Genomic DNA, 21,506 nt, shown 5'->3' on the forward strand with positions numbered 1-21,506 from the left:
TCTAAGATACCGTCGAACGCCGCTATGTCAAATCGGCGTGTCGCGCTCCTATGTGTGCATTCCAAAACCCATCAATAGCACGACATAACGGATTGCTATAACCCACTAGGCATCCCGTCGTCGCCTTGTTGCCATAATAGTAGACATGCCTATCAAGATCCCCAGTGGCCTGCCGGCCCGAGCCATCCTCGATTCAGAGCGCATTTTCGCGCTCGAGAAGTCCGAAGCGGAGCGTCAACGCGTGCGTCCGCTCAAACTGGTGATCTTAAATCTCATGCCAAAGAAGATTGAGACGGAAACACAGCTGCTGCGACTCATCTCGAAATCGCCGTTGCAGGTTGAGATTGATTTCATGAAGACCTCGACGCACGAGGCTACTCACGTTTCTGCCGATCATCTGCTCAAGTTTTACGAGACGTTGGACGCGTTCGTGGACAACTATTACGACGGTTTCGTGGTCACGGGCGCGCCGGTTGAGCACTTGCCGTTTGAGGAAGTCGATTATTGGAACGAGTTCCGTGAGATTCTTGACTGGGCGTCAACGCACGTGTTTTCAACGATGTACTTGTGCTGGGGTGCGATGGGTGCGCTCAACTACCGTTACGGCGTGCGCAAGGTTGACTATCCGGAGAAGATTTTCGGCGTATTCCCGCAGTATTTGCAGGATGAGTACTGTTTCTTGACGAACGGATTTGACGAAATCGCGTTGCAGCCGCACTCGCGACTTGCCGGCGTGAACGAGGATGATATTGCGGCGAACCATGATCTGCAAGTGCTTACGTGGGGACCACAATCTGGTCCGGGACTTATCGCAACGCGCGATTTTTCGGAAGTGTTCGCGCTCGGTCATTGGGAGTACGGCAAGTACACGCTTGCGGAAGAGTATGAACGCGACATGGCGAAGGGACTGACGAATGTGCCGTTCCCGAAGAATTACTTCCCCCACGATGACCCGAATCTCGAGCCGCTGTTTAGTTGGCGTGCACACGGTAACCTGTTGTGGCGAAACTGGTTGAACTGGGTGTATCAGACGACGCCGTACGATCTGACTGAAGTGCCGCAGTTGCGTCGTGAAAAGCGGCTTGGTACGGACCGTTCGATTCGTCACGAGCCCGGTTCGCCGCGCAAGGACGGTTTCGTACCGTTTATGCACGATGGTTATGGCGTGATCGTCGGCTGACGAGCCAGCAAACCGCGCGGAGTGATTTATCTCGGCTCCCCTGACAGGGAGCCACCACCGATCACCAATCGCTACGTGTCCACAAAGTGGACAGGATAACGGTCACGACGTGGATATGCGAAAGATCACATTGTGAATGGTAATGATCGCGTTAACATGACATTTGCTAACGGATTGTCCATATACCCATAAACCGAGAAACGCCGAGAATATGGCGGTTTTGCAAGCGTTTTCGAATTTGTCCGAACGCGGTCTAATAATCACTTCCAGCCATTCGGAGTCGAATGCACAGCGTCGACTCCTAGCCACGCCGCGCAGACCCTGAACCGGGGAGACGGAAGTAACCGGCACGTCACATTCGCCCCACCCGGTGGGCTAAACTGACACCGGAAACAAGAAGCAGGAGGCGTGATTATGGTCGGTGCATTCGGCACGGGTCTGCTGTTGGCCGCCGAGACGGGCGCAAACCTTCCGTCGGTTAACGACTTCCTTCCTCAGGAGATCCTGTTCCAAGGAACTCCGTTCGCAATTAATCGCATCATTCTTATTCGTATTGTCGCCACTGCGGTCCTGTTGATCGTGCTCGGCATCACTGCAAGCCATGCGAAGCTGATTCCCGGCCGCTGGCAGGGCGTGGTCGAATACGGCCTCGATTTCGTGCGCGACAAGATCGTCTACGACATCATGGGTGAAACCCGCGGCAAGCGGTATGTCCCAATGATTACCACGCTGTTCTTCACGATTTTCGTCTTCAACCTGTGCGGCATCATTCCGGGCATGAACATGGCCGCCACCGCGACCGTCGTCATGCCGCTGGTGTTCGCATTGTGGACGATGGTCCAGTACTGGATCGCAGCTGCTCGCTCGCAGGGCATCGGCCACTACCTGCGTCACGAGCTGTTTACGCCGGGCGTGCCGTGGCCTGTGTACATTCTGCTCGCGCCGATCAACCTGCTTGAGCTGCTCATCATCCGTCCGGCTTCGCTGACCATTCGACTCTTCGCGAACATGGTTTCCGGCCACCTTATGGTTGCCACTTGCCTTGCGTTCGCACAGTACTGGATGGTTGACGCAGTTAACAAGCTGCAAGGTATCCCGGTCGGTGCGCTGTGGTTCGCAGGCGGTTTCGCGATGACTTGCTTCGAGGCGTTCGTCGCGTTCCTGCAAGCCTATGTGTTTGCGATTCTGTCGACTGTGTACATCAACCTGAGCTTCCCCGAGGAGTAATCACGGGAGAAATGCGCGGCGGATTGCATAGATAACGGTAGATAACGGTAAATAGCGTAAATAACGTTCACGCAAAACCGCGCAAATTAAAGATTTATAACGTCACCACGTACGTTAGAAAGGAAAAACAATGGATATCATCACCCTCGCTGAGGTCGCTGGCAACCTGTCCGTGATCGGCTACGGCATCGGTACTCTGGGCCCTGGCATTGGTCTGGGCATCCTCTTCGGTAAGGCAATGGAATCCACCGCTCGTCAGCCTGAGATGTCCGGCAAGATCCAGACGATCATGTTCATTGGTCTGGCTCTGGTCGAGGTTCTGGCTCTGATCGGCTTCGTTGCGGCCCTGATCCTCTAGTAACGCAAAGTAACGATTGACATCGCGCACGATATCACGATATACCGTGCAATCCCATGAACAACAGTGAAAGGAGGGCTTCATGATGACATTGGCGGCAGACGGCATCCAGCTGTTTATCCCCGAAGTGTATGACATCGTGTGGTCCCTGATCATCCTTGTCATCGTTGCGCTGTTCTTCTACAAGTTCTTCATGCCGAAGTTCAATGCGATCTTCGACGAGCGCGCGGCAAAGATTGAAGGCAATATCGAAAAGGCCCAGCAGGCCAAGAAAGAAGCGGACGAAGCTAAGGCCAAGTATGAAGCCCAGCTGAGCAACGCTCGTATCGAAGCCTCCAAGATCCGCGACGACGCTCGTGCAGAAGCCTCGCATATCATCGCAGACGCTCGCTCTCGCGCCGAATCCGACGCGGCACAGATCACGGCTAACGCGCAGCGCTCTATTGAGTCGCAGCATCGTCAGGCTATGGTCAGCCTTAAGGGCGAAGTCGGCACGCTCGCCGCAGCTCTCGCTGGCAAGATTCTCGGCTCCAAGCTGGAGGACGCGGACGTGCAGTCGAACATGATCGACACCATGCTCGACCAGATGGACGCTGACAAGAAGTGACTGTCGAGAAGTGACTACAACGCAAACGTCAAGGAAGTCAAGGAAAAGGAGGTGACCAATGCGAGGAGAAGCATCGCGTATCGCTGACCGAGTCTCCCGTGACTCGCTGGCGCCTAAGCTGCGCGAAGCCGGGCAGGACGCATGGCGTATCGGTAACGAACTGTTTTCGCTCACCAACGTCCTCGATCGCAACGTTCAGCTGGAACGTGCGCTGACTGATCCGTCGCGTCCGGTTGCGGACAAGGTCGCCGTTCTCAAGACCCTGATCGGCGATCAGGCGCATCCGATGACGCTTGAGATCATGACTGATCTGGTTGGTCGTCGCTGGAGCCGCGTGTCCGATATCGCTAACGCCGTGGAAGATTTCGGCGTTGACGGCATGATGTACTACGCGGACGCTACTGGCACGACGCTGCAGATTTCGATTGAACTCGCTGAACTGCATTCTGCACTGCTCGGTATGCCAGTCCTGCGCTCCGAACTGTCTGATGACAGTGCGCCAGCTGAGGCTCGTACCAAGCTGCTCAACAGTTTGATCGGTACTTCTGATCTCAACAAGGTCACCAAGCGCCTCGCTGAACACGCGACCTGCAACCTGCGCAACCGTCGTTATCTGCAGACGATCCAGTGGCTGATCAACAAGTTCTCGCGTCACATGGGCGAATCGATGGTCACTGTGACCACCGCAACACCGCTCAAGAGCGAGCAAGTCAGCAAACTTAAGGACATCTACACCAAGCGCGTCGGCCATCCGGTGCACATCAATTCGGTTGTCGATCCTTCCGTGATCGGCGGCATGCGCATTCAGATTGGCGACGAAGTTACCGATAACACGGTGGTCGCCCAGCTTCAGCACTTGAACCGCACCGTGCAGGCTAGCGCCTGACGCGAACACATCCGCGCTGCCCGCAGCGAAACGAACACACGCGAGCGGACGGCGTGAGATCCTACAGATTTACCAATAACAACAAGGAGTGATCATGGCAGAACTTACCATTGATCCCACCACGATACGCAAGGCGCTCGATGAGTTCGTCGAGTCGTACAAGCCGTCGGACACGCCCACTCAAGAGGTGGGCTACGTGGCCACGGCCGGCGACGGCATTGCGCACGTGACGGGACTGCCTGGTTGCATGGCCAATGAGCTGCTGACCTTTGAGGATGGCACGCTCGGCCTGGCGTTTAACCTTGACGCCCGTGAGATCGGCGTGGTTATCCTCGGCGACTTCGCAGGTATCGAGGAAGGCCAGGAGGTCCGTCGCACCGGCGAAGTGCTCTCCGTGCCTGTTGGCGACGGCTACCTCGGCCGCACCGTGGACCCGCTGGGCAACCCGATCGACGGTCTGGGTGAGATTCAGGGCATCGAGGGTCGTCGTATCCTCGAAGCTCAGGCCCCCGACGTGATGCATCGTCACCCGGTTGACGAGCCTATGTCTACTGGTCTTAAGGCTATCGACGCTATGACGCCGATCGGCCGCGGTCAGCGTCAGCTCATCATCGGCGACCGCCAGACCGGCAAGACGGCTATCGCGATCGACACGATCATCAACCAAAAGAAGAACTGGGAATCCGGCGATCCGAAGAAGCAGGTGCGCTGTATCTACGTCGCTATCGGCCAGAAGGGCTCGACTATCGCATCCGTGCGTCAGAGCCTTGAAGAAGCTGGCGCGATGGAGTACACGACCATCGTCGCCTCCCCGGCATCTGATTCCGCAGGTTTCAAGTACATTGCTCCGTACACCGGTTCCGCTATCGGACAGCACTGGATGTACCACGGCAAGCACGTTCTCATCGTCTTCGACGATCTGTCGAAGCAGGCTGAAGCCTACCGTTCGATCTCGCTGCTGCTGCGTCGTCCGCCAGGGCGTGAAGCGTACCCGGGCGATGTGTTCTACCTGCACTCTCGTCTGCTTGAACGTTGCGCCAAGGTTTCCGATGACCTCGGCGGCGGCTCGATGACCGGTCTGCCGATCGTCGAGACCAAGGCGAACGATGTGTCCGCCTACATTCCGACCAACGTGATTTCGATCACCGACGGTCAGATCTTCCTGCAGTCCGATCTGTTCAACGCAAACCAGCGTCCGGCTGTGGACGTCGGTATTTCCGTCTCCCGAGTCGGTGGCGCGGCGCAGACCAAGGCACTCAAGAAGGTCTCCGGTACGCTGAAGATCTCGCTGGCACAGTACCGTTCGCTGGAATCCTTCGCGATGTTCGCGTCTGATCTGGACGCTGCATCCAAGGCTCAGCTCAACCGTGGTTCTCACCTGACCGAGCTCTTGAAGCAGCCGCAGTTCTCGCCGTACTCGATGGAACAGGAAGTCGTTTCGGTGTGGGCCGGCACTCACGGCAAGATGGATGATCTGCCGCTGGGTGACGTGCTGCCGTTCGAGCATGCACTGCTCGACTGGCTCGATCACAACACCGACATCCTCACCACCATCCGTGACACCGAGAACTTCACTGCTGATACTGAGGCTGCCCTCGATAAGGCTGTGGACGAGTTCCGTTCGACCTACGTGACCAAGGCCGGTAAGCCTCTGGTCGAGAAGAAGAAGGCCCCGAAGAACCCGACCCCGATCGAGCAGGAGAAGATCGTGTCCAACGCTGAAAAGCCGGAACACGATCCGAACAAGCACCCGATGGCTGGAGAAAAGAAGTAGCGCATGGGATCGCAACTCGCATTGAAGAGCAGGATCGCCTCCACTGGGTCGTTGGAGAAGATCTTCAACGCCCAGGAGATGATCGCGTCTTCGCACATCGCCAAGGCACGCACCGTGGCCTTGAACGCGAAGCCTTATGCCGATGCGATTTTCGATGCCGTACAGGCTGTGGTGGCCCATTCACATATCACGCATCCGATCGTGAAGAAGGACGAGGACGACAATCTTAGGGTCGCCGTCCTCTCCCTCACGGCGGATCGTGGTATGGCCGGCGCGTACACGTCGTCGATCATCCGTGAAACGGAAGATCTGCTCAACCGTCTCGAAGCGGACGGCAAGCAGCCGGAACTATACGTATACGGTCGTCGCGGCGTGACGTACTACAAGTACCGCAATCGCGCCATCGCCGATACGTGGGAGGGTGACACCGACAAGCCTGGCGTCGAAATCGCTGAGACGATCTCCTCGGCCCTCATGAACGCTTACATGAAGCCGGCTGCTGAAGGTGGGGTCTCCGAACTCTACATCGTCTACACCGAGTTCATCAACATGGTCGTGCAGAAAGTGCGCGTGCTGCGCATGCTGCCGGTCGAGGTTATCGAGCCGGAACATGAGGCTGCTAAGCCGGGCTTCGATACGCCGAGTGATGACAACAAGGCCACGCCGCTGTACTCCTTCGAGCCGAGCCTCGAGGAAGTGCTGGATGCCGTGCTGCCGAAGTACATCCAGTCGCGTATTCACGAGTGCCTGCTCGAGGCGGCCGCATCCGAGACTGCAAGCCGACAGAACGCCATGCATACGGCCACGGACAACGCCCGTAACCTGATCGATGATCTGACTCGTAAGCTCAACGCTTCGCGTCAGGCATCGATTACCCAGGAACTTACCGAAATCATCGGCAGCGCCGACGCGCTGAACAACAAGGAAGAGTAGGAATATGGCTGAGAATCTTCAGACCACAGCACCTGCCGAGACGGCCGCAGAGCCGATCAATGGTCGCGTCACGCGTATCCAGGGTTCGGTTATCGACGTCGAATTCCCGGTGGGCCACCTGCCTGACATTTACAATGCACTGACCGTGCGTCTGACCAACACCGGCGAGCATGAGGAAGGCGAGACCGCTCACACGATCACGATGGAAGTCGAGCAGCACCTCGGCGATTCTACCGTGCGTTGCGTCGCGCTCAAGCCGACCGATGGTCTGGTTCGTGGCGCGGTCGTCACCGATACCGGCGGCCCGATTTCCGTGCCGGTTGGCGACGTGACCCTTGGCCATGTCTTCGACGTGACTGGTCACGTGCTCAACAAGAAGGCTGACGAGACGATTAAGGTCACCGAGCGTTGGCCTATCCACCGCAAGCCGCCGGCATTCGATCAGCTTGAGTCCAAGACTCAGATGTTTGAAACCGGTATTAAGGTCATCGATCTGTTGACCCCGTACGTGCAGGGCGGCAAGATCGGTCTGTTTGGTGGCGCTGGCGTCGGCAAGACCGTGTTGATTCAGGAAATGATTCAGCGCGTGGCTCAGAACCACGGTGGTGTGTCCGTGTTCGCTGGCGTTGGCGAGCGTACCCGTGAGGGTAACGATCTGATCGGCGAAATGGGCGAGGCTGGCGTGCTTGAGAAGACCGCACTGGTCTTCGGCCAGATGGATGAGCAGCCGGGTACCCGTCTGCGTGTTCCGCTGACCGCACTGACGATGGCTGAGTACTTCCGTGACGTGCAGAATCAGGACGTGCTGCTGTTCATCGACAACATCTTCCGCTTCACGCAGGCCGGTTCTGAGGTGTCCACGCTGCTGGGCCGTATGCCTTCCGCCGTGGGTTACCAGCCGAACCTCGCCGACGAGATGGGTGCGCTTCAGGAGCGTATCACCTCGACGCGTGGTCACTCGATCACCTCGCTGCAGGCCATTTACGTGCCGGCCGATGATTACACCGACCCGGCTCCGGCTACGACCTTCGCCCACTTGGATGCAACCACCGAGCTGTCTCGTGACATTGCGTCTAAGGGTATTTACCCGGCTGTGGACCCGCTGAGCTCGACGTCGCGAATCCTCGATCCGCGTTACGTCGGTCAGGCTCACTACGAGTGCGCCAACCGTGTCAAGGCGATTCTGCAGCGTAACAAGGAACTGCAGGACATCATCGCCCTGATCGGTATCGACGAGCTTTCCGAAGAGGATAAGACCACCGTCAACCGCGCCCGTCGTATCGAGCAGTTCCTCGGCCAGAACTTCTATGTGGCTGAAAAGTTCACCGGTCGCCCGGGTTCGTACGTGCCGGCCGACGAGACCATCGAAGCCTTCACGCGCATCTGCGATGGCGTGTACGACGACGTTCCGGAGCAGGCGTTCTCCGGCATCGGCGGCATCGACGATCTCGAGAAGAAGTGGCACGATATGCAGAAGGAGCTGGGTGAGTAATGGCTGAGTCCTCAAAGACCTTGATGCAGGTGAATATCGTCGCCGCCGACCACCCCGTGTGGCACGGTGAAGCGCGTTCCGTAACTATCCCGGCCTCTGAGGGCGAGATGGGTATTCTGGCCGATCACGAGCCGGTGCTAACCGTTATTAAAGGCGGTTCGCTGACGGTTGTTGACCCGGCTGGGGAACGCCATGTGTTCGAGGTCGCTGACGGATTCATCTCCTTCGACTCGAACAAGCTCACGGTTGCGGTCGAACGTGCCCGTAACGTGGTTCGCACCGCCGGTGTGGACACTGATGCAGACGCCGAGTAGTCGTTCGCTCGGTGTGCACGCACTTTGACAGCCTTCCTCGCGTGATGCGAGGGAGGCTGTTTTTGTATTGCGTAACGACGGCCCGATTCCGATGGTGGCCTCGACCCGCGTGGCAGAAAACGCTCGCTGAGACCCGCCTCAGCGAGCGTTTTCCGCCACTCAGGGGTTGGCGTGGCGGTTTTTGCTCGCTTAGGTACCCCTCAGCGAGCGTTTTCTGCCACTCACATTTAGTGCGTGGCGGTTTTTGCTTGCTGAGGGTGTGGTCAGTGAGTGTTTTCTGCCACGCGGGGGTTGGCGTGGCGGTTTTTGCTTGCTGAGGGGTGTGTCAGTGAGCGTTTTCTGCCACGCAGGATTGCTGGGTGAGCGCGATGCCCGCGGGCGCGTGTGACGCCGTATGCTACAGTGGTGCGCCGTGCGCATTATCGTTGCTGACTGTTCTGCTGAGTATTCCGGCCGTCTGACGGCCTCGTTGCCGCCCGCGCGGCGCGTTCTGCTCATCAAGGCTGATAATAGTCTGTTGATTTTTTCTGAACTCGGCTCATATAAGCCGCTCAACTGGATGGCGGCACCGTGCACGATCAAGGAGATCGTGCCGGATACAGCCGCCCTGACTGCAACGGAAAGTTCAGCGGTGACGTCTAACGATACGGTAGGTGACACGGCTGATTCGTCGCATGCTGACACAACCGTATCGAGCGTCGATGCAACCGATGACGTGCACGTATCCGTCGTCGGCAAGGACCCGTCTGAGCTCACGCCGATCAAACTGTTGCGCGTCGCGGCTGACAAGTCGAGCGATATTCTCGAAGTCGCGTTGTACCGCATCTACTCAGACGAAACGTACGATCTCGGCGAGGACCCGGGACTGATTAAGGATGGCGTCGAGGATCATCTGCAGCGTTACCTTGCGCAACAGATTACCCGCATCGGTGAGGGTGCGAAGCTCGTGCGTCGCGAATATCCGACTGCGATCGGACCGGTCGATATTATGGCGATCGACGCGGACGGTACGCACGTGGCGATCGAGATCAAACGGCACGGCGGTATCGATGGTGTCGAACAGTTGACACGATACTGTGAGCTGCTCAATCGTGATCCGTTACTCGCGCCAGTGCGTGGGATTTTTGCCGCGCAAACGATCACACCGCAAGCGCGCGTCCTTGCGCAAGATCGCGGCTTCACCTGCCTGATTCTCGACTACGACGAAATGCGCGGCGCCGAAGATGACTCCCTGCGCCTGTTCTAGTTGGGGAGGCAGTCTTTTTTCACGGCAACGTCCTGTCAGGGGGAGTCGAGCAAGCGGGTCTCAGCAGCAATATCCTGCACAAATCAAGCGTAAGTGCGCGCAATATCGAGTCCCGCGCGCACTTACGCTTGATTTTTACACAAAAAACGAGCGTAACTGCGCGCACCTGTGCCGAATGCGCGCACTTACGCTCGTTTTCAAGGCGTTACACACCCCAGAGGCAACCCCCGTGGTGATCAGTACGCCGCGAGAATATCGACCACAAACACAAGCGTCGAGTTTGCCGGGATCGAACCGGTCGCCTTGTCACCGTATCCGAGGTCCGGCGGCACGACGAGCAGCACTTGCGAGCCAACCGTCTGCCCAGCCAAGCCCTGCGTCCATCCCTTAATCACACTGCTCAACGAGAAGTCGATCGGTGTGCCCTTATCCCACGACGAATCGAACTGCTTCCCATCCAGCAGCCAGCCGGTATACTGCACCTTCACCGACTGCGACTCCTGAACCGTCGCGCCGGAACCCTTAATCAGCGGCTGCACGACGAGCTTGTCGCTACCCTTGTACCCGTTCATCTTGATCGACGGCTTACCATCCGCCGCACGCGTCACCTTCGGCAAATCGGCCGGTACGTCGCTCACTTCAGTGCCAGTCGCTTTAGTTGGGTCTGGCGCGGAAGAAACAATCGTAAGCACCATAATGTACGACGTGCCTGAGCTGTTGGAATCGTTGACACCGAACGCGAGTGTCGTATGAATCTTTTGTCCCACAAACAGCTCTTTATACGCGGTGTTGAGCGTGCTACTAGTCAAATCCCACGAGCAGTCGGGCGTGTTCTTTTCCCACGTGCTCATCAGTTCCGAGCCGTCCTTGGCGTTCACCGCGATACCTTGCACGCACACGCGATCAGTATCTTTCACTTCGTTACCGTCGCCCTTTTGCAGCACGGCATACGCGCCGTCTTCCACGGTCATCGGCGTGTTTGCGAGCGTGACTTTCGGCTTTGAGCCGAGATCACCGGTCGCGGTAATGCCGGCGAGTTGATGCAGATCCTTGAGTGACGAGGCGTCCTTAGACGAGCTGGACGAGCCGGATGACTTTGAATCGGACGACTGAGACGACGAAGAGCCGTTCGACGACGAGTTGTTCGCATTCGACGAACTACCGCACGCGGCGAGCGTCACGCACAGGCCGAGTGCGCACATGCCGGACAGCACGGCGTTGTAATACTGGGAAAGAGTCTTCTTGCGCATGATGTCCACCTTACTGGCACTGCTTGATGTTGCCTGATGACACCCATCCAGCTCGCTTACCACGCACACACGCCGCCGATCATACCCCCGTACCGCACGTTTCCCCGCACGTTCTTGAGCCAGCCGGCAGAAGGACTGTAGAATGGGATGGCTATGACTGTGAACAACCAAGATACTGCGGATACGCAAGAAGACGATCGCAAGGCGCGAGCGAAGGCGGAAGCTCGCCGCGTGTGGATTATGCGTGGCCTGATTACGCCGATCCTTGGCATGCTCGCCGTCACATGCGTCGCGCTGGGATTACTTAACGCGACCGTGTGGAAGCCGAGCCGTGAGATCACGGCGACGTCGTCCGTGAGCGGCGTGCAGTACATCACCACCGATCCCGGCGTACTGCCGCTGGTCGATCAGCAAGCCACGTTAACTGTTCGTTCGACGGCGAGCGACGAGATTTGCGTGGCACTCGGCAGTGGCAAGGATATCAACGGTTGGGTTGCCGGCGCAGCGTACGCGCGTGTGACTGGACTGCACGACTGGCATACGCTTTCTTCTGATCAGGTGATCGCGAAAGACGATGCGAAAACCGACGATAAGTCTGCGGTTGCGTTCAAAGATTCGGATATGTGGACGCAAGTGACCTGTGGAAAAGTTTCGGTGAGCGTGAAAACGGAAGTCGAGTCGGGCGCGTCGACGATGGCACTGATCGATCTCGGCAAGTCAGGTTCGGCGGATGTGTCACTGCACTGGGTACGTCAGACGCTGCCAGATTTCGCAATACCGTTCTATTTTGCGGGCGGACTACTCGCCGTCATGGCTGTACTGACCGCGTCGCTGTTCGCAATGCCGCCGCACAAGCGTCGCAAGCGAGTCGTGGCGAGCGCTGCGGCGAAGGCCGAAGAAGTCGCGATCAGCGAGGCGATCGCTGGTAGCTGGGCGGCGATTCGACCGCGTTCGGCGTCGTCGAAGTCGCGTCATTCTCGGCATCGTCACCGTACGCATCGTGATACTGAGACGTCCGTCGAGACAACAGGATCGCAGCCGACGATCGTTGATCCGTCCGCGCGTAACTTGGTCGCGGAAGCTGCGCTCGCAGCCGAAGAGACGACGGTAATCGCACCGATCGGCGGCGGCCTGCCGCAGACGGACGATCATGCGCAGTCCACGGCGACGATCAGTGACGTTTCGACTGACGAAACGGCTGCCGAGTCTGCAGATGACAGTACGGCTTCCGATATGTCCGCTGATGATTCTGCTGGCAACGAGGCAGCGACGTCCGTGATCACACCGGAAGAACTGCAAGCGTACTTCGCGCGACTCGCACAGGAATCAACTGACAGTACGGACGATACTGCTACCGATGACTCTGCGCACGATGATAAGGAGGCGAAATAAGCAATGATCATCACCAAAACTATGCGTACTCTCGCAGCGGCAACACTGGCGATCGCTGTATCCGTCTCACTCGCCGGCTGCGAAGGCCAGATTCCGCAACCGTCAACCGATACGACCGCTGATACCAGTACGTCAACCACCGCAACGCCAGACTTGACAGAAGCGCAGGAAAAAGCCATTCGTAAAGCCATTCTTGACGCGTACCAAGCCGCCGGTGACTCTAAAAATACCGACGGACTTGACTCGCGCGTCACCGGTCCTGCACTCGACATCTACTCAAGCCGCATCACGATCGCACGCACGACCGGCACACTCGACAAGTACGCGACCATCCCAGCTGACATCGCGCAAACCGTTATCCCAACCGATTCAGGCTGGCCGCGCGCCGTCTTCAGCATCACCACCACCACCGAAGATCAGCAGTCCAAACGACTCCTCGTCATGGTTCAAGACTCAGCGCGCTCCAACTACAAACTGTGGGGCGTAGCCCGCCTCTTCCAAGGCACCACGCTGCCCAGCTTCGCCGTTCCTACAATCGGCGCATCACTCGGCTCGCCCACTGACAGTGGACTCGTTGCCACCCCGCAAGATGCCGTCAACCAATACGCCGACGTGCTCGCCAACGGGTCAAACAGCAAATACGCGGCCAATATCGCTGACGATGAACTACGCAAAAACCTTGCCACCACCACGCAGCAAGTCGCGGACGGCATGGCTCGCAACAACGGCACCCAACAACAAGTGTTTACCCCCGTCGACGGTGCGATTCATGTCATGCGTTCCGTCGACGGTGGCGACCTTGTCGTCGCGCAAATCAACTCGCAATGGACTCGCCAAGCCGGCGAAGGACGCGAATCCCAGCCCGCCTCCAACGACGAACGAGCTCTTTTCGGCGACGCCAAATCCACCAGCACCATCCGCGTTTCCTACGTCAACACTATTGCTCTGTATGTTCCGGCCAAAGATTCCGGTAAACAGATCACGGCAGTGGGTGCGGATAGGCAAGTCGTCAAAGTTGAAGCCCTGTAATGCTCACAGACCACGCACACAGACCGCCTTTCCTCACCGCTCGACGTGCCTGAGCACGCCTTCGGGTTCGGACGGCGGTCTGTGCACGCGTTCTGTGAGCATGCTCACCCCACAACGGAGCGCCCTGAGCGTTGCTCCTCAGTGCGTCTCGCCAATGGTGGCTCCCCTTGTCAGGGGAGCTGCGATTTCACAGATCCGCCATCTCGGCGCGCAAGAAAAATACGCCGAGCGCGACTGGCTCACCGCATATTCTCGTCGAGACACTACAATGCCAAATGGTACGGTTGCGGCGAAGCATGTTCCCGCCCGCGACCCAGCATGACAGAACACCTACGTGGAGGCAGTGATGGTTGATCAGTACGATTCTTGGCTCGTCGGTCAGGGCAATAATAACCAAAGCGGCGATCTCAACGAGCTCAAGCATCAGGTAAAAGCCGCTCCCGGCGAGTTGGGCGGCGCTCCCGCAGCTGGCGGCTACGTCATCGACGTCACTGAATCCACGTTCCAAGCAACAGTCACCACATCTGCCACATTCCCAATCCTGCTGTTACTGTGGACTGCAAACGACGACCGCCTATTCGACATGGCTCGCGCGCTCGGCGATGCAGTCAACAAGCTCAACGGTCAAATCCAACTCGCGCGTATCGACGTCAAAGAAAACCCGCAGATCGCGCAAGCCTTCCGCGTCACCGCAGTACCCGCGCTATTCGCTCTCGTCAACGGTCAGCCGATGATGGTCACCCAGCCCGGCGTTCCTACCGACGACGAGCTCACGCAAATCACTGACGCAGTCCTGCCGCAAATCATCCAACTCGCTCAGCAGCAAGGCGTCACTGGTACTGCGCCGTACTCAGGCGACCCTGAAGCCGATCGCAAGGCTGCGCAAGAGCAGGCCGAGCAGATTCCGCCCGAACATGAGGAAGCGCACCGTCTCGCGCTTTCCGGCGACTACTCCGGTGCGGCCGCAGCTTACGAGAAGGTACTCGAAGCGAATCCGAACGATACGCTCGCCGCGCGCGAACGCTCCAAGGCGTTGCTTCTCGCGCGTTCTGCAACCGCCGACGTGCGCGAAGTGCGTGCCGCTGCAGCTGCGCACCCTGACGACGTGGACGCGCAGTTGGCTGTCGCCGATATTGATATGATCGGCGGCCAGATTCAGGACGCGTTCGACCGTCTGCTTGACTGGCTTGCGGCTGGTCACAAGGACGAACTTGAGCCCGTTCGCAAGCGTCTGCTTGAGTACTTTGCGATTCCTGAGCCGACTGACGAACGCCTCAAGCGCGCGCGTCGCCGCCTCGCCACACTGATGTTCTGACATCCCTCGCTCGTCTGTAATTACAGAATGAGCTGTCGACGAAGTCGATTGAGGGGTAGTTACATTGGGCTTATGCCGTTACGCACGGTACGTAGCGTAAGGAATACTGTGACATATGACGGCAGACAGGACGAATGGACAGGCGATGAGTGAACCGACCGACATGGTTGACGATGCCGACTTGAGCGATGTGCTTGACAGTGTGTCTAGTGACGCGAGTGACGATGTCCACGGCGACACGGTAGGTGACACGGTAACGATCACGATTCCGCGTGGCACAGTCGTACTCGCGGCCACGCCGATCGGCAACGTCGCGGATGCGTCTGCACGACTGCGCGCGCTGCTTGCCGACGCGGATATTGTCGCCGCGGAAGACACACGTCGACTGTACGATCTCGCAAATCGGCTCGGCGTACACGTCGGCGGAACCGTCGTCGCGTATCACGATCACAACGAGCGCAACAAAGCCGACGGACTGCTCGACCGCGTTGAAACCGGCGCAACAGTGCTCGTCGTTTCAGACGCTGGCATGCCTACGATCAACGATCCAGGACTCGCGATCGTACGTCGCGCGATCGAACGCGGACTGCCAGTCACCTGCGCGCCCGGACCGAGCGCTGTACTCGATGCGCTCGCACTGTCTGGACTGCCGACTGACCGATTCTGCTACGAAGGATTCCTGCCGCGCAAGCATGCCGAACGTGTTCAGCACTTGCGCATGCTGCAATCCGAACGCCGTACGATCGTGTTTTACGAGACGCCGCATCGCATCGCTGAGTCGATGGACGATCTGCTTGACGGATTTGGTGCAGACCGTCCGATGGCCCTGTGCCGCGAGCTGACCAAGGATTACGAGGAGATTCGCCGCGGTACGATCAGCGAGATTCGCCAAGGCGTAATCGACGATCCGCCGCGCGGTGAGATCGTACTCGTAATCGGCGGTGCATCCGACGAGGAAGCTGCCGCTGCAGCGCCTGCCACGTTAAGCGTGGACGAGCTGGCCGTACTTGCGATTGATCGCGCGCTCGAAGACGGGTTGCGTATCAAGGATGCGATCGCGCAGGTCGTCAGCGAGCATCCGCTTGCTGATGGTTCGCTACCCAATCGTAAGCAGGTCTACGCCGCCGTACTACGTATCAAAGGCTGATTAGCGCGCTCATTCGTTATCAGCCATCGAGCAGTACGGTGAGCGCTTCATTAACGCCCGGACCGCCAGCTTGCGCCACGTATTCAAGTAACGCCGCATCTGCTTGCGGATGAGCGACCAGCCAACGCCGCAACTCGGGAATTTCACGAGCAATATGCCACAGTACCTCCATCGGTGTGTTCGGATCGCACGCCACGAGCGGCGTGAGCTCGATCGGCGGTTGCGGTGGTTCGAGTGTTGTATCCCCACGACTGCGGTTACGGTCGACCTTGCGACGCTGCACGCGGGAACGATCAGCAGCACCGGTACCACTGCGCTCATCGTGCGCATCATACGCATCGCAACGTGTGTCGCGCTCGTTGTGCGAATCCAGCTGTTCGAGACGACCTAATCGTCCGTTTGCACTGCCAGTCGTTGTTTCACGCAACCGGTCTGTCTGTTCTCGTCTCCGATAATCCACGCGCTGGCGTTTACGAGAACTCCCGCGCGCGGCCGCAGCTGGCCTCAATCTCATCCTGTCAGTCCTTCGAAAATCGAACGTGCCGCGGCCACGCGCGGCCAAAACGGATTCCTGTCGAGAATCGTCAAGCAATCGTCCGGCGTCACGCGATACTCCTGCATCATGTCCGTGACCATCCGATCAACCGTATCGCCGTTGTCTTCGGCCAGCTCCGGTAGCAATACGAGATCGCATACCGTGCGCGCCGGCGTTGTTACGCGCGTATCGCCGACTCGAATAAGATGCTCGGGAGGACTGCGCCGATTGAACACGCGAATCGAACGATCGTGCACAATCGTGCGGTAATGCGAGCGCGAAATCACGTCAACAGTATTCGGAAACAGTCCGCCGAGCCACAACCACGCGGCGGTGAGTGCGCACACAGTGGTATTGTGCGGGACGAGCGTGGACAGGATCGTGGACCGACCGTATAACGTGTCTGCGTGCGTGGTCTGGTAGCCGCTGACGGCGTCGAGTTGCGACACGGTTCCGAAATCGGATAGTGCGCGCAGGCTGAGCGGTCCGGGCAAATCGCGATCGTTGAGCAGCGGCTTTGCTGCAGTCTGTGCGCACGTCATATAGCGGCGTCCGGCGGTGGGCGTCGGCGTGATACCAAGTTTCGCGAGCGTTTCGCTGGTTGTTTCGATCGTGGCGTCGCGATCGGTGGGGCCGTAGCTGCCTAGATTCGCGGGGCCGCGGTGAGCTGGGCCGGTCGGGCCGGATGGGCCGGTCGGGCCGCGATTCGTCGGACTAGCCCAGTTACGGCTAGCGGTCAATGTGTTTGTTTGCATGTTCATGTCGATGACCATACCGGGTTGTTCCTCGGTGCGCCAGCGGCGGAAGGCGAAAATGTGGATATGTGCATATCTTTTTCGGGAAATCGTAAATTGTGGATAAGTCGGTGGATAACTTGGCATGTAATCAGCGGATAGCCTGCGGATAACTTACGGATAACTTACGTATAGCCCGCGCGAATCGTGCGGTCAACCACCCCGTTGTCACTGTCCCCGCTGCGCCGGATAATCGGGAATCATGAGTCATATTCTGGTGAATGTTGCATGGCCGTACGCAAACGGCCCCCGTCATATCGGCCACGTCGCCGGCTTCGGTGTGCCGTCCGACGTTTACGCGCGCTACGAGCGCATGAAGGGCAACGATGTCCTGATGGTGTCCGGCACCGACGAACACGGCACTCCAATCCTCGTCGAGGCCGAAAAGGAAGGCGTCAGTGCGCAGGAACTCGCCAACCGTTACAATCGCGTCATCGCGAAGGACCTGTGCGATCTGGGCTTGAGCTACGACCTGTTCACGCGCACCACCACCGGCAATCACGAGCACGTTGTGCAGGAGCTGTTCAAGCAGTGTCTCAAAAACGGCTACATTTATAAGGGCACGCAGAAGGTTGCTATCTCGCCGTCTACCGGCCGCACCCTGCCTGACCGTTACATCGAAGGCGAGTGCCCGATTTGCCACACCGAAGGCGCGCGCGGCGACCAGTGCGACGCTTGCGGCAACGAACTCGACCCGGACGAGCTCATCAATCCCGTCTCCAAAATCAACGGCGAAACCCCGCGTTTCGAGGAAACCGAGCACTATTTCCTCGATCTGCCGGCGCTTGCCGAGGCGAATCTCGCGTGGCTCAAGACCCGCACTGGTTGGCGTACCAACGTCATCAACTTCTCGATCGGCCTGTTTAAGGAAGTCAAGCCGCGTGCGATCACGCGCGATATCGACTGGGGTATTCCGGTTCCGGTCGCCGGCTGGATCGACAACCCGAACAAGAAGCTTTACGTGTGGTTTGACGCGGTAATCGGTTACCTGTCGGCATCGATCGAATGGGCTCGCCGCAAGGGTGACCCACAAGCGTGGCGTGCGTGGTGGAACGACCCGGCGTCCCCGGCCTACTACTTCATGGGCAAGGACAACATTACGTTCCACTCGCAGATCTGGCCGTCCGAGATGCTCGCATACAACGGTCAAGGCTCCAAGGGCGGCGAGACCGGCGAATACGGTCCGCTCAACATGCCTGAACAGGTTGTCGCTTCTGAGTTCATGACGATGGAAGGCAAGAAGTTCAGCTCCTCGCGCGGCATCGTGATTTACGTCAAGGACATTCTCGCGCGTTACCCCGTGGACGCTGTGCGCTACTACATTTCCGTGGCGGGTCCGGAGTCGTCTGATTCTGACTTTACATGGGCTGAGTTCGTGCGTCACAACAACGAGGAACTGGCGTCTTCGTGGGGTAACTTGGTCAATCGCGTTGCGAACTTGATCAATAAGAACTTCGGTGAGATTCCGGCACTCGATGAGGCTTCGATGACTGACGAGGATCGTGCGCTGCTCGACGAGGCGAACGCCGCATTTGCGACGGTCGGTGGCCTGATCGAGCATCATCGTCAAAAGGGTGCTCTCGGCGAGGCTATGAAGCTGGTTGGCGACATCAACAAGTACATTTCTGCCACCGAGCCTTGGAAAATCAAGGATAATCCGGCGCGACTTGGCACTGTGCTGCATGTGGCCGCACAGGCGGTGTCCGACGCAAATCACTTGCTCGCGCCGTTCCTGCCGCATTCCGCGCAGAAGGTGTGGGAGGCGCTTGGCGGCATTGGCACGTTCTCGCCGCTGCCGCGCATCGAAGAGGTCGAAGATCTCGACAAGCCGGGATTCCATTACCCGATTATTACGGGTGATTACAAGCTCGGTGAGACGGTGCATCCGTGGAAGCGCGAGGAGATTGTGCCGGGCACGCCGGTGGCGAAGCCGTCGCCGATTTTCGCGAAGATTCCGCAGGAGGCTGTGGCTGAGGAATTGGCTCGTTTTGACGCTGAGCTGGCGGCTCGTCGTGAGGCTGAGGCGCAGCGCTTGGCTGCGGCGAAGGCTGAGCTCGCCGATAATAAGTAAATCGGCAGTTGCCGCTGACTGATCGGGGTCTTGTTCGTGTTATCGCACGGGCAAGACCCTTTTTTGTGTTGGTGTGCCGCGATCGATCGTGTTTTGCTGGCAATTTGCAAACTGAGAGGCAGATTTTGGTCTTTGTTGGGGTCTATTTGCAAACTGAGAGGCAGCTCAACACGGATACATACCCCCGAAACTGGCCTATATAGGGCCATAGCCCAAGAATAAGCAGGAACTCTGCCTCTCAGTTTGCAAATAGACCTGTGCAAGGGGTGGGAATTTGCCTCTCAGTTTGCGAATTGCTGGTGTAGGAGCTTGCATCGTATTTGCACTTGCATAGTGCAGGACTGATAGAAAGTGGGTTGAGTGTGTTGTTGAATAATGGCAAACGTGTTGACCACAAAGCTGTTACATGGCTTTCAGGATTTTCTAAGGAACGCGCATCATTCCTCTAAGAAACCAACGGTTATATAGAGCATGTCAGAGGTTATGACCGATGGCGAGGTTCTGCGAGAACCCCATAACTGAACCCTTCTTCTCTCTTCTCTCTCACCCGGCGGCTCTCCCCGCCGGGTTTCTTTTTTACGGGCTTAGGAATTGTTGCCTGGTCTTGTGGTAGCAGGCGTGTCGGTTGGTTATTCTCGATGGCGGGAAAATAACTGGGCTGGATGGTGTGAGAACGAATGTGTGCATTCAATTGAACGAGCGAAATCCAGTAAGACGGAAAATGCCTGATCTGTGGTCGGGAGATGAAGAAAAACGGCAGGACTGCCTACCTAACGATGGAAATATCTCCTTATTGCTACGGGGCTGATGTGAATGGCGGAAATCTCTCACTGAGCAATGCTCAGTGAGAGATTTCCGCCACCCAAATGATGTATAGCATCGCAGAAGGTCCACGCCCTCCCAGTAGCTGGCGGTAGGGGGGTATTGATTCGTGCCACACAACGCAAAAAATAGCGATTTTTGCGTTGTGTGGCACGTCGGTGTTGGAAGCCTCATCAGGCCCATTTTCAAAAATGGCGGTTTTCCGCGGTTTTGCCGAATTGGCTATTGCCGCATAACAGTGTTTTACCGCTATAACAACCTTGTGTGGCACGTCGCGTTGCCACACAACGCAAAAATCGCCGAAAAATCGGTTGTGTGGCAAATCTCATGTACACAATAGCGTCGTATAACGTTATACCGAGCTATTGTGCACACGCATATCGCAATTCAACAATAAAGACTCCCAGAAAAGTTCATATATCCCATATGTGTGGCGCGATCTTGGCATCCGTAGGATGTGGAAGAATAATGTGTAGCATCGCAAAACCACAATACGATGCGCGCAACACAAGCCGTGTGTACGGGCAACAGGCAAGGGGGACTGTCACATGATATTCGGGATCATCGCACTAGTAATACTAGTCATACTCGTGCTGTGGAGTGTGGGCGCATACAACGGATTAGTCACACTGCGCAATCGCGTGAAAAATGGCTGGGCACAGATCGACGTGCACTTAAAACAGCGCGCCGATCTCATCCCGAATCTCGTAGAAACGGTCAAAGGGTATGCGAGCCACGAGTCGGCAGTCCTCACGCAAGTCACCGCAGCCCGCGCCAGCGTCGTCGAGGCATCCCGCAACCCGAACGCGACCACCGCCAGCCGAGCTGTAGCCGAAAACGCGCTGTCTCGCGCGCTCGTCAACCTGCAGGCTACTGCCGAAGCGTATCCGCAACTGCAAGCCAATCAGAACTTCATGGATTTGCAGTCCCAGCTCAAAGAACTCGAATCGAAAATCGCGTACGCGCGGCAGTTCTACAACGACGTTGTCCTCAAATACAACACGGCCACTGAAACAGTGCCGAGCAACATCATCGCCGGTATGTTTCATTTTGAACAAGCCGAGTATTTCCAGACCGATGATACGTCGCGCGCCGTGCCGCAAGTCGCATTTTGATTGGGTTACGCGAATCGAA

19 protein-coding genes and 1 pseudogene are annotated in these 21,506 nt (G+C 57.6%); 17 read left to right on the top strand and 3 right to left on the bottom strand.

Features of this window, described 5'->3' with window-relative positions:
- Window positions 1–145 precede the first annotated feature (145 nt).
- The 10 genes from BHAP_RS07345 to nucS all read left to right on the top strand — a co-directional run bounded on the left by BHAP_RS07345 (window position 146) and on the right by nucS (window position 10,017).
- Entirely contained in the window at window positions 146–1,180 is a 1,035-nt protein-coding gene (locus BHAP_RS07345) for a homoserine O-succinyltransferase (RefSeq protein WP_094730082.1), read from the top strand.
- A gap of 414 nt (window positions 1,181–1,594) precedes the next feature.
- The gene (atpB, locus tag BHAP_RS07350) at window positions 1,595–2,407 is read left to right on the top strand and encodes a F0F1 ATP synthase subunit A (protein WP_094730083.1); all 813 of its coding nucleotides are present in this window, start codon (window positions 1,595–1,597) and stop codon (window positions 2,405–2,407) included.
- A 130-nt stretch (window positions 2,408–2,537) separates the two neighbouring features.
- Window positions 2,538–2,765, top strand: a complete 228-nt coding sequence (atpE, locus tag BHAP_RS07355; protein WP_094730084.1) for an ATP synthase F0 subunit C — start codon at window positions 2,538–2,540, stop codon at window positions 2,763–2,765.
- An 85-nt stretch (window positions 2,766–2,850) separates the two neighbouring features.
- Window positions 2,851–3,372, top strand: coding sequence for a F0F1 ATP synthase subunit B (locus tag BHAP_RS07360; RefSeq protein ID WP_094730110.1), 522 nt, complete (start codon window positions 2,851–2,853; stop codon window positions 3,370–3,372).
- A gap of 58 nt (window positions 3,373–3,430) precedes the next feature.
- Window positions 3,431–4,258, top strand: a complete 828-nt coding sequence (locus BHAP_RS07365; RefSeq protein ID WP_094730085.1) for a F0F1 ATP synthase subunit delta — start codon at window positions 3,431–3,433, stop codon at window positions 4,256–4,258.
- Window positions 4,259–4,352: 94 nt separating this feature from the next.
- Complete coding sequence (atpA, locus tag BHAP_RS07370) at window positions 4,353–6,032, top strand: F0F1 ATP synthase subunit alpha (protein WP_094730086.1); 1,680 nt, start codon at window positions 4,353–4,355, stop codon at window positions 6,030–6,032.
- A 3-nt stretch (window positions 6,033–6,035) separates the two neighbouring features.
- Window positions 6,036–6,965, top strand: coding sequence for a F0F1 ATP synthase subunit gamma (locus tag BHAP_RS07375; protein WP_094730087.1), 930 nt, complete (start codon window positions 6,036–6,038; stop codon window positions 6,963–6,965).
- A 4-nt stretch (window positions 6,966–6,969) separates the two neighbouring features.
- The gene (gene atpD, locus BHAP_RS07380; RefSeq protein WP_094730088.1) at window positions 6,970–8,457 is read left to right on the top strand and encodes a F0F1 ATP synthase subunit beta; all 1,488 of its coding nucleotides are present in this window, start codon (window positions 6,970–6,972) and stop codon (window positions 8,455–8,457) included.
- Window positions 8,457–8,771 carry a F0F1 ATP synthase subunit epsilon gene (locus BHAP_RS07385; protein ID WP_094730089.1) on the top strand — a complete coding sequence of 105 codons (315 nt, stop codon included), beginning with the start codon at window positions 8,457–8,459 and terminating at the stop codon, window positions 8,769–8,771. The genes atpD and BHAP_RS07385 overlap by 1 nt, the downstream gene beginning before the upstream one ends.
- Window positions 8,772–9,183: 412 nt before the next feature.
- Window positions 9,184–10,017 (top strand): endonuclease NucS, encoded by an 834-nt coding sequence (gene nucS / locus BHAP_RS07390; RefSeq protein WP_169713185.1) that lies wholly within the window; start codon window positions 9,184–9,186, stop codon window positions 10,015–10,017.
- 236 nt (window positions 10,018–10,253) lie between these two features.
- Here the strand turns inward: nucS and BHAP_RS07395 are convergent, their stop codons facing one another.
- Window positions 10,254–11,267 (bottom strand): FKBP-type peptidyl-prolyl cis-trans isomerase, encoded by a 1,014-nt coding sequence (locus BHAP_RS07395; protein WP_094730091.1) that lies wholly within the window; start codon window positions 11,265–11,267, stop codon window positions 10,254–10,256.
- Window positions 11,268–11,420: 153 nt separating this feature from the next.
- On the opposite strand from BHAP_RS07395, the gene BHAP_RS07400 reads away from it, so the two are divergent.
- From BHAP_RS07400 to rsmI, 5 genes are all read left to right on the top strand, one after another.
- A complete protein-coding gene (locus tag BHAP_RS07400; protein ID WP_244569343.1) occupies window positions 11,421–12,659 on the top strand; it encodes a hypothetical protein in 1,239 nt (412 codons plus the stop codon).
- 9 nt (window positions 12,660–12,668) lie between these two features.
- A complete protein-coding gene (locus BHAP_RS07405; protein ID WP_420807723.1) occupies window positions 12,669–13,688 on the top strand; it encodes a DUF8094 domain-containing protein in 1,020 nt (339 codons plus the stop codon).
- Between the two features lie 154 nt (window positions 13,689–13,842).
- Window positions 13,843–14,010 (top strand): hypothetical protein, encoded by a 168-nt coding sequence (locus tag BHAP_RS11645; protein ID WP_158216453.1) that lies wholly within the window; start codon window positions 13,843–13,845, stop codon window positions 14,008–14,010.
- Window positions 14,011–14,034: 24 nt separating this feature from the next.
- Window positions 14,035–15,003, top strand: coding sequence for a tetratricopeptide repeat protein (locus BHAP_RS07410; RefSeq protein WP_094730093.1), 969 nt, complete (start codon window positions 14,035–14,037; stop codon window positions 15,001–15,003).
- A gap of 115 nt (window positions 15,004–15,118) precedes the next feature.
- Complete coding sequence (rsmI, locus tag BHAP_RS07415; RefSeq protein WP_338024690.1) at window positions 15,119–16,150, top strand: 16S rRNA (cytidine(1402)-2'-O)-methyltransferase; 1,032 nt, start codon at window positions 15,119–15,121, stop codon at window positions 16,148–16,150.
- 19 nt (window positions 16,151–16,169) lie between these two features.
- Here the strand turns inward: rsmI and BHAP_RS12150 are convergent.
- Together BHAP_RS12150 and BHAP_RS07425 are read right to left on the bottom strand one after the other, a co-directional pair.
- A pseudogene (locus tag BHAP_RS12150) lies at window positions 16,170–16,385 on the bottom strand (variant leucine-rich repeat-containing protein); the annotation flags it as partial.
- Window positions 16,386–16,660: 275 nt separating this feature from the next.
- On the bottom strand, window positions 16,661–17,446 hold the full coding sequence (locus BHAP_RS07425; RefSeq protein WP_143248758.1) for a hypothetical protein: 786 nt from the start codon (window positions 17,444–17,446) through the stop codon (window positions 16,661–16,663).
- Between the two features lie 235 nt (window positions 17,447–17,681).
- On the opposite strand from BHAP_RS07425, the gene metG reads away from it, so the two are divergent.
- The gene (gene metG, locus BHAP_RS07430; protein ID WP_094730095.1) at window positions 17,682–19,550 is read left to right on the top strand and encodes a methionine--tRNA ligase; all 1,869 of its coding nucleotides are present in this window, start codon (window positions 17,682–17,684) and stop codon (window positions 19,548–19,550) included.
- Between the two features lie 1,370 nt (window positions 19,551–20,920).
- Window positions 20,921–21,487 (top strand): LemA family protein, encoded by a 567-nt coding sequence (locus tag BHAP_RS07435; RefSeq protein WP_094730096.1) that lies wholly within the window; start codon window positions 20,921–20,923, stop codon window positions 21,485–21,487.
- Window positions 21,488–21,506 lie beyond the last annotated feature (19 nt).

This window comes from Bifidobacterium hapali, assembly GCF_002259755.1.
Classification (GTDB): Bacteria; Actinomycetota; Actinomycetes; order Actinomycetales; family Bifidobacteriaceae; genus Bifidobacterium; species Bifidobacterium hapali.

What these genes read in the sequence shown, in the direction of transcription:
- BHAP_RS07345 (WP_094730082.1), top strand. Translation starts at nt 146, where the DNA reads ATGCCTATCAAGATCCCCAGTGGCCTGCCGGCCCGAGCCATCCTCGAT.
- atpB (WP_094730083.1), top strand. Translation starts at nt 1,595, where the DNA reads ATGGTCGGTGCATTCGGCACGGGTCTGCTGTTGGCCGCCGAGACGGGC.
- atpE (WP_094730084.1), top strand. Translation starts at nt 2,538, where the DNA reads ATGGATATCATCACCCTCGCTGAGGTCGCTGGCAACCTGTCCGTGATC.
- BHAP_RS07360 (WP_094730110.1), top strand. Translation starts at nt 2,851, where the DNA reads ATGACATTGGCGGCAGACGGCATCCAGCTGTTTATCCCCGAAGTGTAT.
- BHAP_RS07365 (WP_094730085.1), top strand. Translation starts at nt 3,431, where the DNA reads ATGCGAGGAGAAGCATCGCGTATCGCTGACCGAGTCTCCCGTGACTCG.
- atpA (WP_094730086.1), top strand. Translation starts at nt 4,353, where the DNA reads ATGGCAGAACTTACCATTGATCCCACCACGATACGCAAGGCGCTCGAT.
- BHAP_RS07375 (WP_094730087.1), top strand. Translation starts at nt 6,036, where the DNA reads ATGGGATCGCAACTCGCATTGAAGAGCAGGATCGCCTCCACTGGGTCG.
- atpD (WP_094730088.1), top strand. Translation starts at nt 6,970, where the DNA reads ATGGCTGAGAATCTTCAGACCACAGCACCTGCCGAGACGGCCGCAGAG.
- BHAP_RS07385 (WP_094730089.1), top strand. Translation starts at nt 8,457, where the DNA reads ATGGCTGAGTCCTCAAAGACCTTGATGCAGGTGAATATCGTCGCCGCC.
- BHAP_RS07395 (WP_094730091.1), bottom strand. Translation starts at nt 11,267, where the DNA reads ATGCGCAAGAAGACTCTTTCCCAGTATTACAACGCCGTGCTGTCCGGC.
- BHAP_RS07400 (WP_244569343.1), top strand. Translation starts at nt 11,421, where the DNA reads ATGACTGTGAACAACCAAGATACTGCGGATACGCAAGAAGACGATCGC.
- BHAP_RS11645 (WP_158216453.1), top strand. Translation starts at nt 13,843, where the DNA reads ATGGTGGCTCCCCTTGTCAGGGGAGCTGCGATTTCACAGATCCGCCAT.
- BHAP_RS07410 (WP_094730093.1), top strand. Translation starts at nt 14,035, where the DNA reads ATGGTTGATCAGTACGATTCTTGGCTCGTCGGTCAGGGCAATAATAAC.
- rsmI (WP_338024690.1), top strand. Translation starts at nt 15,119, where the DNA reads ATGACGGCAGACAGGACGAATGGACAGGCGATGAGTGAACCGACCGAC.
- BHAP_RS07425 (WP_143248758.1), bottom strand. Translation starts at nt 17,446, where the DNA reads ATGAACATGCAAACAAACACATTGACCGCTAGCCGTAACTGGGCTAGT.
- metG (WP_094730095.1), top strand. Translation starts at nt 17,682, where the DNA reads ATGAGTCATATTCTGGTGAATGTTGCATGGCCGTACGCAAACGGCCCC.
- BHAP_RS07435 (WP_094730096.1), top strand. Translation starts at nt 20,921, where the DNA reads ATGATATTCGGGATCATCGCACTAGTAATACTAGTCATACTCGTGCTG.